Annotated in this window: 9 protein-coding genes; 1 reads left to right on the forward strand and 8 read right to left on the reverse strand. The window is 62.6% G+C overall.

The genetic code is table 11. The features are described 5' to 3' along the window. Position 1: 1 nt before the first annotated feature. The gene (locus HY696_09800) at positions 2-1,177 is read left to right on the forward strand and encodes an ATP-binding protein (protein ID MBI4238692.1); all 1,176 of its coding nucleotides are present in this window, start codon (positions 2-4) and stop codon (positions 1,175-1,177) included. Here HY696_09800 and HY696_09805 read toward each other — a convergent pair. The 8 genes from HY696_09805 to HY696_09840 all read right to left on the reverse strand — a co-directional run bounded on the left by HY696_09805 (position 1,174) and on the right by HY696_09840 (position 13,120). Beyond that, positions 1,174-1,587: a peptide chain release factor-like protein gene (locus HY696_09805; protein ID MBI4238693.1), complete on the reverse strand. Its 414-nt coding sequence runs from the start codon at positions 1,585-1,587 to the stop codon at positions 1,174-1,176. The two genes, HY696_09800 and HY696_09805, sit on opposite strands and share 4 nt — an antisense overlap. Positions 1,588-1,737: 150 nt before the next feature. Then, entirely contained in the window at positions 1,738-2,403 is a 666-nt protein-coding gene (locus HY696_09810; protein MBI4238694.1) for a CPBP family intramembrane metalloprotease, read from the reverse strand. After that, positions 2,390-3,214 carry a prolipoprotein diacylglyceryl transferase gene (locus tag HY696_09815; GenBank protein MBI4238695.1) on the reverse strand — a complete coding sequence of 275 codons (825 nt, stop codon included), beginning with the start codon at positions 3,212-3,214 and terminating at the stop codon, positions 2,390-2,392. Before HY696_09815 ends, HY696_09810 begins: the two co-directional genes overlap by 14 nt. Then, positions 3,211-3,741 carry a signal peptidase II gene (gene lspA, locus HY696_09820; protein ID MBI4238696.1) on the reverse strand — a complete coding sequence of 177 codons (531 nt, stop codon included), beginning with the start codon at positions 3,739-3,741 and terminating at the stop codon, positions 3,211-3,213. The genes HY696_09815 and lspA overlap by 4 nt, the downstream gene beginning before the upstream one ends. Next, positions 3,738-6,590 carry an isoleucine--tRNA ligase gene (ileS, locus tag HY696_09825; protein MBI4238697.1) on the reverse strand — a complete coding sequence of 951 codons (2,853 nt, stop codon included), beginning with the start codon at positions 6,588-6,590 and terminating at the stop codon, positions 3,738-3,740. The genes lspA and ileS overlap by 4 nt, the downstream gene beginning before the upstream one ends. After that, positions 6,590-7,087, reverse strand: coding sequence for a hypothetical protein (locus HY696_09830; GenBank protein ID MBI4238698.1), 498 nt, complete (start codon positions 7,085-7,087; stop codon positions 6,590-6,592). Before HY696_09830 ends, ileS begins: the two co-directional genes overlap by 1 nt. After that, positions 7,074-7,871 (reverse strand): prolipoprotein diacylglyceryl transferase, encoded by a 798-nt coding sequence (lgt, locus tag HY696_09835; GenBank protein ID MBI4238699.1) that lies wholly within the window; start codon positions 7,869-7,871, stop codon positions 7,074-7,076. Before lgt ends, HY696_09830 begins: the two co-directional genes overlap by 14 nt. Before the next feature lie 50 nt (positions 7,872-7,921). Beyond that, positions 7,922-13,120, reverse strand: a complete 5,199-nt coding sequence (locus HY696_09840; GenBank protein ID MBI4238700.1) for a hypothetical protein — start codon at positions 13,118-13,120, stop codon at positions 7,922-7,924. Positions 13,121-13,164: the final 44 nt, after the last annotated feature.

Consider the following 13,164-nt stretch of genomic DNA (forward strand, 5'->3'; position numbering starts at 1 on the left):
AATCTCCATGTCACAAGAACGGTACCTGGAACCCGCCATTGCCGCCGATTTGTCCGACAAAATGGTCTTGTTAGGCGGTCCGCGCCAGGTCGGCAAGACGACCTTAGCGGAGCAAGTGGCCGCTCGATCCTCGCATGCGTTGTATCTGAGCTGGGACCGGCGTACGGACCGTCGGCAATTGATGGCCGCCCAATGGCCCACGGAACCCTCATGCATTGTCCTGGATGAACTCCACAAATACCGACGTTGGAAACAATGGCTGAAAGGCGAGTACGACCGGCATCGTCGACACCATCAATTCCTCGTGACCGGGAGCGCTCGGCTCGATATCTTTCGCCGCGGCGGGGATTCCCTCCAAGGGCGGTATCACCACTACCGACTCCATCCCTTCAGCGTCGCCGAACTCACGGGACCGCCCCACCGGATCACCCCCATGACACCGCTCCCCGACGCCTCGCCGGTACCAACTACAATCCTGCCGCAGTTGCTCCGCTACAGCGGTTTCCCGGAACCGATCTTGGCCCAGAGCGATCGCGTGCATCGTCGCTGGCAAAAAGAGCGGTTGGAACGCTTCGTGCGCGAAGATGTGCGCGAGTTGGAACAGATCCGCGACCTCTCCGCAATGCAACTCTTGACCGACCTGCTGCCGACCCGGGTTGGAAGCCTCCTCTCACTCAACGCCATTCGGGAGGATCTCGAAGTGAGCCATCGCGCCCTCACGCACTGGATGGAGATCCTGGAACGCCTCTACTTCAGCTTCCGCATCCTCCCGTTTTATCGGCGCCATTCGACCGGCCTGAAGAAAATGCCGAAACTGTACCTCTGGGACTGGTCACTCGTACCCGATCCGGGGGCGCGCTTCGAAAATCTGGTCGCGGCCCATTTATTAAAACTCTGTCACTATCTGGAAGATACTGAGGGATACGCCACGCAACTCTGGTATCTGCGCGATCTCGACAAACACGAAGTCGACTTCTTGGTCACGGTGAATCGCCGACCGTGGTTCGCGGTCGAAGCACGACTGCAAGACACGGTGCCCTCCAAGACCTTGCGATATTTCGGCGAGCGACTCGCCATTCCGCACTTGTATCAAGTCGTCTGCGAAGGCACCCGACACTTCGTGCAAGACGGCGTGCACGTCGAGCCGGCACCCCGCTTCTTCAGCCGACTCTGCTAGTCCTGCAGCGGCCGCTGGCGCAGCCCCTTGATCGCCGCGCGATGCCGTTTGCCGGCCAGCATCTTGGCCTTGGCGCGGCGGGAGCGGCGGCGTTTCTGGCGACGGACCTTTTCGATCCGCTGCTGTTCGGCACTCGCCGCGCCGAGGCGCAGGGCCTCCAGCCGCTCGCACAAACGCTGCCGCGCATAATAGCGATTCAGTCCCTGCGAGCGTGCCTCCTGACATTTGACCTGCACGCCACTGGGCCGATGCCGCAACACCACGCACGTCGCGACCTTGTTGACGTTCTGTCCCCCGGCCCCGCCGGAACGGACGAAGTGTTCATCGAGCTCCGCTTCACTTACGCCAAGCGCGTCCATCCGCGCCTGCAGCGCGCGTGTCTTTTCCGCTGATACGGGGACAGGTACCATTCAAACCTCCGTCAAATGGGCATTGCATGGATATTGCTCAAACCGGCGCCAAATGGGCATCGCATGGTACCTGTCCCCATCAAAGCGATATTGCATGCTGGTTTGCTGGTTATTGTGGGGACGTTTCGGTAGGCGGCGGCGTGGCAATGTTCAGCGGCCATAACTCATCCCCACGACCTGTGCGACGATATTGCACGCGGCATGGAACAGGATCGGGGCGACGAGGCCGCCGGTGCGAGCGCGGAGATAGCCGAACAGCAGGCCGGGGAATAGAATCGCGAAGTGCCACCACGCCAAATGCACAACGCTGTGCGCGGCGGCGAAGATCACGGCGGTCAGGATCCACGCCCAGCCCAGCCGCACGCCGCAGATCCGCCACGGGACGCGGAATACGCGGTCCAATGTGGATTGCAGATAGCCACGGAAGAAAAATTCCTCCGGCAGCGCGACAAACACGAGCTGTGTGACGACGTCGGTCCAGCTCGGGGCAATGAAGCTGCGCCATTGGAGACCCACGACACTCGTTTGCCAACCGTGCGCAGCCACGAGATAGAGCGGAAAGACGATCGCCGCGACGATCAGAAAAACCGTCAACGCGCGTCGTAGCGAGGCCCCGTCCGATTCAAGAAAATCGACTGGGCGGCCGGACCGCTGCAACAGCCAGAGCGGGAGATAAACACCGAGCAATGTAAACAGCAGTGCGCGATAATCGCGCAGCCACGGGACCAACAGCAGCAGTCGCGTCAGCAGCGCAAAAACCAGGCTCACGCCGAGCGCCTGCCAGACGATCCGTTGCGGCCGCTCATCGCGCCGCATCGCGCCCTCCCGCCGTGTGCGCCCGTCGCCAATGGCGCCACAACACGAAACCAGCGCCCATCGAGAGGAGCATGAAGAATTGGCCGGTCGAGATCCCGGTCGGTACCAGCCATTCGAGATACATGCCGCGATCTCGATCCCCACGCAGAAATTCGATCAGGAACCGCGAGGCGCCGTACCAGATCAGAAAGAGCGCCGTGAGTTGGCCGGGGAACTGCCGCCGCTTCGCCCACCAATGGATCCCGAGCCACATAATGACGGCGTTGATCATGAAGTAGACTTGCGTCGCGTGCAGCGGCGCGTCTTTCATGAAATAGAACGCCGTGGAGCCAGGCGGAAAACGGAGATGCAACGGACATTCGGTCACGCGGCCATAACAGCAACCGATCAGCAGACAGCCCAAGCGAACGAAAAAGTCGATGATGGGGCAGCCGCGTGCGCCGCAATCGAAGTATTCTGCGGCCGAGAGGCCCTTCCATTTAAAGTAATAGACCCACGCGACGACAGTACACACAAACGCGCCGAGCGAGACGAAGCCGCCGGAGAGAAAGTCGAACACGCGCCACGGGTGTTCCCAATAATAACCGGGATATTCGAAGATGATATGAAAGACGCGCGAACCGACCACCGACGCGAGCATCGCGATGATCCCCATGTCGATCCCAACCACCGGACTTAAGCCGCGGCTGCGACACGAGCGGACGACCCACAACGTGGCCAGCATCGCGCCAGCAAAAATCGTAAAAAAGAAGGACGAGATGTGGATCGTACCCAACCACGGGAGCGCGAACGTGAAGAGAATCGGTTTCATGCGGTCCGCCCTTCCCCGCGCAACAGCTGCCACGCCAACAAGACCATACTCACGGTAATCGCGCTATCGGCGACATTAAACGCGGGCCAATCGAGCGGGAGTTGCCAATGCCATCCGAACAGCGTGCCCGACCAAACGACGTCGCGCCAATGGAGCGACACGAAATCGGTCACCGATCCGAAGAGCGCGCGATCGATCAGATTGCCGATCACGCCGCCCAACAACAGACTCAAAATAAAAATCGTGAGCCGTTCCGTCGCACGCAATCGCACGAGCATCACGACAATGGCGGTGAGCGCGACGGCCGAGACGAGATAGAAAAACGGTTCGCGCCACGCCGCCGCAGCGCCGGCCAACATTCCGAACGCCGCGCCGGTGTTCTGCACATGGACCAGGTCGAAATAGCCGGGCCAGATCGGAATCACACCACCGAACGGAATCTCCGCCCGCACGGACCATTTCGACCACTGGTCGAGCAGCAGAATCAGCGGCGCCAGCAATACGATACAGCGGAGTTTGAATGTCATACCACTCCCACACATCGCGGACAGAGTTCCGGATGCGTGGCATCGGCGCCCACATGGGCGTCGAGCTTCCAACACCGCGCGCATTTGGTGCCGTGCGCGGCCAGCACGCCAACCGCGAGGGCCGGGGATTCGCGCTGCACGACATACTCCCCACTCGGCGTTCCAAATGCGACGCCGGAGACGAGAAAAAAGTCCGGCAACGCGAGTGCCAGCGCCTCCAGCGCGGCCTTGGTCGCCGCATCGCACGCGATCACCAACTGCGCCCCGAGGGCGTTGCCGATCGCCTTCGCGCGGCGCGCCGCTTCCAGCGCCTCGTTCGCGACATCGCGAATCGTCCAGCAGTGCTCCAACTGTGCGGCCAATTCTGGCACGCACCACACGGGATCGACCAACGGCAGATCCGCGCAAAACACCGACGCGGGACTCCCCGCCATCCGCGGCAGATAACTCCAAACTTCATCTGCCGTGAACGACAGGATCGGCGCGGCCAGTCGCGTGACGGCATCCGCGATCGTCCACAGCACCGTCTGCGCGGCCCGCCGATCCGGCCCGTTCGTCGCGCCGCAATACAATCGGTCTTTGCAAATATCGAAATACCGCGCGCTCGCGGTCACGGCACAAAACGCATTCAGCGCATGATAGACCGCGTGCAATTCATAGCGGTCGTAGCCTTGCCGACAGCGTTCGATCAACGCGGCCGTTTCGTGCAATGCCCACCGATCGAGCGGCGTCAATGCCGAGTATGGAATTGCGGCGCGCGCGGGATCGAAATCGAACAGATTGCCGAGCAGATAGCGCCACGTGTTGCGGATTTTGCGATAGCTCTCCGCAACACGCGCGATGATCTCGTCGGACACGCGGATATCGTTGCGGTAATCCTCCGCCGCGACCCAGAGCCGCAACACTTCGGCCCCATAGCGGTTCAAGACCGTCTCAGGCGGCACGTAATTTTTGGCCGACTTCGAATATTTTTTTCCTTCGCCGTCGACGACGAAGCCATGCGTCAGCACGGCCCGATACGGCGCGCGCCCGCGCGTGATCATGCTGATCAGTAACGAGGTATGGAACCAGCCACGATGTTGATCGCTCCCTTCGAGATAGAGATCGATCGGATCGCGCACCTGGAGCTGCGACTCGACCACCGCGGCAAACGAACTGCCGGAATCGAACCAGACGTCGAGGATGTCTTCTTCTTTCGTGAATGGCCCCGCCGCGCGGCAATGCGGGCACACAAACTCGTCCGGCAACAACTCCGACAACGCCGTGGTGTACCACGCATCCGCACCGGCCGTTTCGAAACGCGCCGCGACGGTCCGCACCAACGCCGGCGTCGTGCTGCGGCGTCCGCAGGAGCCGCATCGGACGGCGACGATCGGCACGCCCCACTGCCGCTGCCGCGAGATGCACCAATCGGGACGATCGGCGATCATTCCGCTGATCCGGTTTTTGCCCCAGGCCGGGATCCACGCAACTTGCTCGATCGCGGCCAATGCCCCGGCCCGCAACGCCGTCTGCTCCATTGAAATAAACCACTGCTCAGTCGCACGGAACAGCAACGGTTTTTTACAGCGCCAGCAATGCGGATATTGGTGCGCAACGTCCGCGACGTGCACTAAGGCCCCGCGCTGTTTCAACTCTTCGATGACGCGCGGATTCGCGGCCTTGGTCGTGAGGCCGGTCAACCACGGCAACCCCGCTTCGTCGGTAAAGCGGCCTGCGGCGTCGATCGGCGCCAAGACTTGCAGGCCGTACCGTTGCCCGACCAAATAATCTTCCTGCCCATGCCCCGGCGCGGTGTGCACGCAGCCAGTCCCGGCCTCGAGCGTGACATGCTCGCCGAGCACTAACAGCGATTCCCGATCGATGAACGGATGCCGCAACGTCCGCCGCTCTAACTCCCGCGCGGTGACGCGGCCACAGACGCGAAACGCCGTGACTCCGACCGCGGCGAGCGTGGTTTCCAGCAACCCTTCCGCGACGATCCAGACCTCGCCGTTTACTTCCACGCCGACGTACGTGAAGTCCGGGTGCAACGCGACGCCAAGGTTTGCCGGCAGCGTCCACGGTGTTGTCGTCCAGATCACGACTGCGATCGGCTGCGCGCTTACCCCCCACCGCGCGCGCAGATCATCGGCTTGTGGCAACGGAAATTTGACGTAAATCGACGGCGAGGTGTGATTATCGTATTCCACTTCCGCCTCGGCCAGTGCGGTCCGGCACGACGGGCACCAATAGATCGGCCGCTTGCCGCTATAGACCACGCCCGCCTCGACGCAGGCCGCAAATTCGCGCGCGATCGCGGCTTGGTACGCGAAGTCCATGGTGCGATACGGCCGTTCCCATTCGCCGAGACAGCCGAGCCGCCGGAATTCCTCGCGCTGTATCGCAATAAATCGTTCCGCGTACGCACGACAAGTCGCACGAACGGCCGGCACAACGTCGTGGTTGTCCTCCCCCTCACCCACCCCTCTCCCCAAGGGGGCGAGGGGAGCGGTGTCCCGCAGCTTGCTGCGGGACGCACTCATTTCTTGCTCCGCCGCGAGTTCGATTGGCAGACCATGGCAATCCCATCCCGGGACGAACGGCGTGTCATATCCGGACATCGCACGCGACTTCACGACGATATCTTTCAACACTTTATTCAGGATATGTCCGAAATGGATGTGGCCGTTGGCGTACGGCGGCCCGTCGTGCAACACAAACCGCTGTCGCCCGGCCCGCGCCGCACGCATCGCGGCGTACAGCCCATCCGCGTGCCAGCGCGCGACGATTCCCGGCTCCCGTCGCACCAAGTCGGCCTTCATCGGGAAGTCAGTTTGGGGCAAATTCAGCGTGCTTTTGTAGTCCATCACTCCACACCGATGTTCGTCAGTTCCACATCGCGACTGCGTAAGTAATGTGCCATTTCGTCGAGCAAGGCGCGCTCCTCGCGCCCACTGCTGCGCGGATTCGCCACGAGACTCTTCACCCGCGACGTGACCGAGACGGTGGTTTCCCCGCCGGCCGGCATCACGCGTATTTCATATTGTTGCTGCATCATCGTGGTGCCGTAATCGGGCGTCGTGGAGGTAAACGGTTGGATGTAGTGCGAGTCGGCGCGCGTCGGGACCCAGCTGGACGTGATCACGCCGCCGCGCAAGTCTTCGAAGCCGACCGGATAACCGCGCACCGCCATCGCCCAGCGGACCGCGTAATAGACCTCGTTCGCCGAGGCGGAAAACGACCGCTCCATCGGCGGCAAATCGGTGCTCGTCGCACTGACCAACGGTTTGGCACACGCGCTTAAGCTCAGCGCGATAAAAAGAATCATCGCGAATCGTGCATACGCACGATTATCCCTTTGCATCGCGCGCCCCTTTGCCTTGCACTCGCCAAATCACCAACGCCACCACCAGCAAGCCAACGCTGATCCCTTGCGCCATCGAGAGCGGCGTCCCAGGGATCGGGTCTTTCGTGGCGTCGCCGCGATACATTTCCACGACGAATCGCAAGATCCCGTAGAGCATCAAGTAGATCGCAAAGACTTGCCCGTCGAATTGTTTCCGTTTGCGCAGCAACACTAAGATCAGGAAGATGCAGAAGTTGCCGATCGCCTCGGCCGGTTGGGTCGGGAAGAGCGGCACGCCCCACGGAGCGAAACAGCGCGGATGTTGCGGAAACGTGAGCGCCCACCACGCGTCGTGCCCAACCGGACGGCCGTGACAACAGCCGACCATGAAACACCCAAGCCGCCCGAACGTGTGGCCCAACGAAACGCCTGGCGCGAAGATATCGGCAAATTTAATGAACGAGCGCCGATGCCGCCGCAAGAACCAGACAGCCACGATGACCGCACCGATCAGTCCACCGTGGAAGGTCAGACCACCTTCCCAGAGCCGAAAGAAGCTGACCGGATCGGTCTTAAAATGCGCGTAGTCGGTGATGAAGACGTAATAGAGCCGCGACCCCAGAATGGCCGCGACGATGATGTAAAAAACCAGATCGACCGCCAAGTCCGGATTCTCGCCCAACCGCCGCGCCTCATAGCGGACCCACGTCATCCCGGCGAGAAACCCGAGCGCCACTAAGACCCCATACGTATGGACCGGCAGCCCGCCGAACAGCGGGATCGTAAACAAGAGTGGATGCATGGTCGGCGGATATTAGGGAGTGATTTCGCCGAAGTAAAGATTTTATTCACTTACGGCTCTTGAATCAGGATCTGATAATGCGTGGTCTCGGCGGGTTGATTCGGCGGGTTTTTGCCGAGGTCGTCGTACAAGTCGACTGGATCGTCTGCGGCATCGATGAGCGACACGAGTTTGATCGTCTGACTGGTGACCGACGTATAGCCGCGCGGCGGTTTAGTGCTCAAGTCATGGTACTGGTTAATCCCGTGGCGGATGCGCGTGCAGCCGGCGCGCTGTGCGAATGCGTACAAGGCCTGGAGCGCGGCGTGATCGCGACCGGCGCTCCGATGTTGAGTTCGGATATAGAGTCCGTTGAGAAAATACGTCGGCGCGCGCTGCTTGCCGGTAAAACCGAAGTGTCCGACCATATGCCCGATCGGACGTCCGGTACGCGGATTATAAATGGCGAATACTTGCGTCATCCGATCGCAGTGATAGCCGCGCAAGTTCCTGCGCATGGTCCCATTCGAGGCGATACAGCACGGACGGAAATCGCCGATCCGCATATACGTATAGATGTCGTGTTTCGGCACGTGGGCGATCCGCATCGTGTCCTGCTCGCCCGTCGAGAACACGATCGGGTCGCGGGCCTGTTGGAGAAAGCTGGCCAATTGTTCGGCCATCGGATTGAAAAATCGCTCGCGCAACACGGGTCGCAATTGCAGCGCCTCGGCCAACCACTCTAATTCAACGAGCAGCTTCTGCCGTGCGTCCTGATGCCAGCCCGCCCCGAACCCGAGCCGTGTGGCAACTAGCTGCTTCGCCGGGGTCGGCGTGGCCTCCAGCGCGCTACACTTCGTCATATCGAGCGACAGGTCCTTCAATGGTCGATGGAACATCGTCCGCGGGCGGTCCAGATGACGGGCCAAGACCCAATCCGCCTTGGCCAACAGCGAACGCTCGTACAGCAGCAGCGAAAGCACCTGTTCGTCGTTCCAGACGCGACGCGCCCGCTGGATCGCACCCCGCGCGGCCTCTGGCGTGAGGGTGTCCTGCGCCGCCACTAACCGGATATGCAGGCGTCGCACGGCTACCGCAAATTCCTCGATCGATCCGGGCGCCGTCAGCAGCGCGTCTAATGCCGTGCGCACCGCCGTGGCCTCGACACTCTGCGCCCCGCGCAAGCGCCGTTCCACTTCTTGCAGCGCCCATTCGGTGGTCAACAGTTCGGCCACTTCCTGAAACGTGTGGCGGAAGCGAATCGAGGTATCGTTGAAAAAAGTCGGCGCCGCGCCTTCCGTCGGACGCACATCGCGACTGAAGAGCCGCGATTGTGGCGTGTGAATATCGACTGACGGAATCGGCGCAAAGCCGTAATACAAGCGATACGCCCGCTGCCGATTCGGCGGCAGCTCCCCGATCAAGCGTTCGCCCAGCTCGCTCCGTTCGCCGATGGCGCGAATGGCCTCGATCTCGGCCACGGTTAGCGGCGCCGTGGAGCGGATAATCGCCAGCAACGCCTCTCGCTCCTCGAGCGCCAATTCTTCATACGACCCGATCGCGGCTTCCGCCGCCGAGCGCTCGCCTCCATCCGTAGGATGCGCCCGCTCCAACGCCGCTTCCCACATCTGACAGCTCGCATGATCGAGGCGTTCCGGCGCCGCCGCCCATTCCGCCAGCATCGGGGAAAAATCGGCGAACGCGAACTTCGGTTCCTCGATCCGATAGCGAGCTTCCGCCTCGCCAAAATACTGCTCTTGCAGCAGCGGCTCCGCGGCCAACAGCCGGAGTCGCTCCTCCGGAAGTGGTGCCGCATCGAAGTCGAGCCACCGCTCCTGCCATTCATCAATCACGGTACCGAGTTGTCCGAAATCGGCCTGGACACGCGGATCGTCGAGCAGTCGCTGCACATACGCCGGGTCGAGCCGTGCCTGAGGAAACGCCCGTTGGAGCGTCGTGTAGAGTTGGAAGAAATGCTCGCTTTGCCCCCGCGCGGCGAGCACGTCGTAAAACGGCAAGATGCCCGCGTCCACGACCTGTCGCTCCGCCAGCGCGCGTAACAGCCGCGTCCGATCCGCGAGGACCAGTCCGTCCTGATGGAGCAAGTCGCGCAACAGGACGCCCTGGAAGCGTTGCAGCGCATAGTCGATCCACTGCCATTCGATCGCCGTCAATGCCACCGCCACGTGGCGCGTCCCTAACGCCTGTAACCGCTGCACCCGCTGTTGGAAATCGCGGCGGAGCGCGTCACCCGCCGCAGCGCGGAGCCGCAGCGCATCGTAGAGCACGAGCAATTGCATGTGCAGCGCGACATCGCCGACCGCCTCCGCGTCCGCCAACAGCGGCCGCAAGAACTCGAGTACGCCCTGTACCGGCCACGCGGCGATCCGCCCCGCCAACAGCCGATAGCGGACGTCGCGCGCCAACGGCCGCCGCATCAGCTTCGTAAATTGCGCAGCGGTCTGGAAGCGCACGACGAGCGCCGGCGTTAGCGTCCCCTCTGACAAGGCCCGCGCGAAGACCTCCGGATCGAACCACGCTTGGTCCGGCCGCGGGACGGTATGGGCCAGACGATGCCGCGCCTCGATCCCGGCGAAACGATCCTGAAACACCTGACCGAAGCGCGGGACGAAGTCGCGGAACAGCGGCAACGCGAGCAGATGCTGAAACAGCTCCATGCCGAGCGCCGATTGATAATAGGGTTCCTCGACCGTCTGCAGCGCCACAACGGCCCGTTCCAGACACTCCCGCGCGCGCGGATGCCGCGCGGGATCGTGTACCGCCGCCGGATCTGCTGCGCCGCGATGCAACCAATAACTCGCGCGCAAGGCATACGCGATCGCTTGCGACAGCGGATCGTGCAACGCGGAGACATCCCGCTCGAACGTCTGATCGACGTAACCCCGATCGTTCCCACTCGCGATCAAGTGTCCGCGCCCCTCCCGATACAGCGTCTGCAGGATCTCGTCCTGGCGCACTAACAGCATCGCGGGAACTTCCCCGGCTTCGGCCTCCGTTTTCACGCGATTCCAGTCATGCGCAGTGCGCAACGCTGTCCGCTGCGCCGCGTAGAGTTTGAGTCGCGCCTTCGCCAAATTCGACAACGACTTCTGCAATTGCGCGTCGGCTGATACACAGCGCGCCAACCAACATGCGTCCTTGATCACATCCAGGTTTGAGAGCCCGGGCACTTCATCATGAGCGGCGGCCAGGAATTGCACGGCCGCGCGAAACAGATCGTCTTGCTGGGGTGCCCCAGTGCGGGGCGTGCCACGCCCGGCCTCGGCGATCGGATCGGCGGCCAGCAGGCTCACCATCGCGGCGTGGTATTTGTCTCCTGCGCGCATCAAACGACCGGCCACTTGCAAAACCGGCGCGCGGAACTGTGGATGCGTGGAAAACGGCAGCTGGCTGATTAATGCGACCAGTTCGCGCGTCGTTCCGCCCGTCTCAAGCAACGCGATCGCCGCAGACGCGTCCACGAGGCTCCGCGCCACGATACCGAGCAACTCCGCCCGCCGTCCCTGCTGCCGTCGCCGATCGCGCGCCTCGACCGTTTCGTCGGTCGCGGCTTGTTGCGCCACCTCCACGCCCTCGTCCGCTGCGTCGTCAGCGTCCAATGCCATCTCGACAGCGGCAGCGACAGGCGCCGCGGGCTGGATGGCAGCGCCCGCCGCTCGCTCCGCTGCCGCCACTTGCGCCTTCGCCCAACGGACGATCGCGTCTATATCCTGCACGTTCGCGGGAAGAGCGAGCGCATCCAGATCCGGGACATATTCGAACACCGGCTCCCGTTGCTCCGTCTCGGCCATCACCGCCTGCTCATGCCGACGCTGGACGTCGTTCAGCCTAGCAAAGGCCTGCAACGCGATGACCTGCGCATACAGGCCGTCCGTGGCCTCCTGACTCCGTCGCACTAAGACGAATTCCGCCTTCGCGCGATAATATGGATCACTGAAGTTGCCGAGGGCGCCACGGAGACGCTCGCGGAACGTGGCATTGCCAGTGAGCAAGTCATAGGCCACGACGGCCGTCTCTTCCCACCGATCCTGAGTACTCAGTTGCATGAAGAGTTGAAATACGTCTTCCGTGACACCGTCACGCGCCACCAGCCGCCCCATCGCGTGCTGCACCAAACGCGATTCCAGAAAAGCGCGCTCTTCACGGTTCCACGGCGACGGATGGCGGACGGCTCCCGCCTCCGGCATCGCGTCGGGATCGTCTGCGGGCTCGACTTCCGACTCCTCCACCGCGTCCGTCCCACGCAAGCGCGACAGCCGCTCCTCGGCACTCGGCACCCAGTATTCGCGCGTCACGAAGCGATTGATCCACACCACGGCCTCTTCCGTGGTGAGCCCCATCGCGCGCCACTGGCCCAAGATCTCGGCAAAATTCCGCGCGTCGCGGCCGTGGAAATCGAGCTCGCTCCGCTCCGCCAGACCCAACGCCCGCTCCACGAGCCTACGCACATGATCGGGTGGGACATGGGCCCGCAGCTGCGAGGCCGCGACCAGCAGCGCCAAACTCGGCTGACCCGAGTCGGTCGTTGCGGAAAAGTTTTCCGTGAAGTGGTGCGCGTACAGCTCGCGCACAAAGGGACGTAAATTTTCGTGCCGTCCCAATTCTTCCGCCAAATAACAGATCGCCAACATCCGAAAATACGGGTCGGTGATCGCCGACTGTTGTTCCAGCACCTCGGCGGCCAGATCCAAATAACTCCGCAGATCGGTCGCCGCCGCCATCCGTTCGATCCGCTCCACAATCGGGAAAAATTCCGGCGGCACGGCGGCCTCGGCCGGCAGATCACTCCATTCATCGCCCCAACCCAACTGGCTGCAGAGTTGCAATTCCATCGCCATGCGGAGTTCACAGCGGAGTTCCAACCGTTGTTCCAACCGCTGCCGCAACACCAGCGCCGGCGCCTGCGTAAGATGCAGCTGCATCCCCGGCATCGCCCGCCTCGGACCGGCCGCTAACTGCCGCGCCCGCTGCAACGCCGCGTCGAGCTCCCACGTGTCGTCGCGAGATTTCACACAGATCGAAACGGCCGCAGCATCGGCCAGACCTTGCAAGGTGGTGCGGAGTTCAGACGTCAACGCCGGAGGCGTGGACCAATGATACGTCTCGAGACTCACGCGCCGGTTCGGCAGCGTCGGCTCATGTTCCAGCGCGAATCGCACGACCGCCGCCAGATCGCTCCCGGGATGTGGTCGCAACTGCAATCCGGATGGCGCCAGCCGCGCAGCCGGATACGGCGCCGCACGCACCACCGCGCTCCGAGGCAACAACCCCCTCGCGCCCCGCGCCCCCGCCC

The sequence above is a fragment of the Deltaproteobacteria bacterium genome (genome assembly GCA_016210045.1).
In the GTDB taxonomy this organism is placed as follows: domain Bacteria; phylum UBA10199; class UBA10199.

What these genes read in the sequence shown, in the direction of transcription:
- ileS (MBI4238697.1), bottom strand. Translation starts at nt 6,590, where the DNA reads ATGGACTACAAAAGCACGCTGAATTTGCCCCAAACTGACTTCCCGATG.
- lspA (MBI4238696.1), bottom strand. Translation starts at nt 3,741, where the DNA reads ATGACATTCAAACTCCGCTGTATCGTATTGCTGGCGCCGCTGATTCTG.
- HY696_09830 (MBI4238698.1), bottom strand. Translation starts at nt 7,087, where the DNA reads ATGCAAAGGGATAATCGTGCGTATGCACGATTCGCGATGATTCTTTTT.
- HY696_09815 (MBI4238695.1), bottom strand. Translation starts at nt 3,214, where the DNA reads ATGAAACCGATTCTCTTCACGTTCGCGCTCCCGTGGTTGGGTACGATC.
- HY696_09805 (MBI4238693.1), bottom strand. Translation starts at nt 1,587, where the DNA reads ATGGTACCTGTCCCCGTATCAGCGGAAAAGACACGCGCGCTGCAGGCG.
- lgt (MBI4238699.1), bottom strand. Translation starts at nt 7,871, where the DNA reads ATGCATCCACTCTTGTTTACGATCCCGCTGTTCGGCGGGCTGCCGGTC.
- HY696_09810 (MBI4238694.1), bottom strand. Translation starts at nt 2,403, where the DNA reads ATGCGGCGCGATGAGCGGCCGCAACGGATCGTCTGGCAGGCGCTCGGC.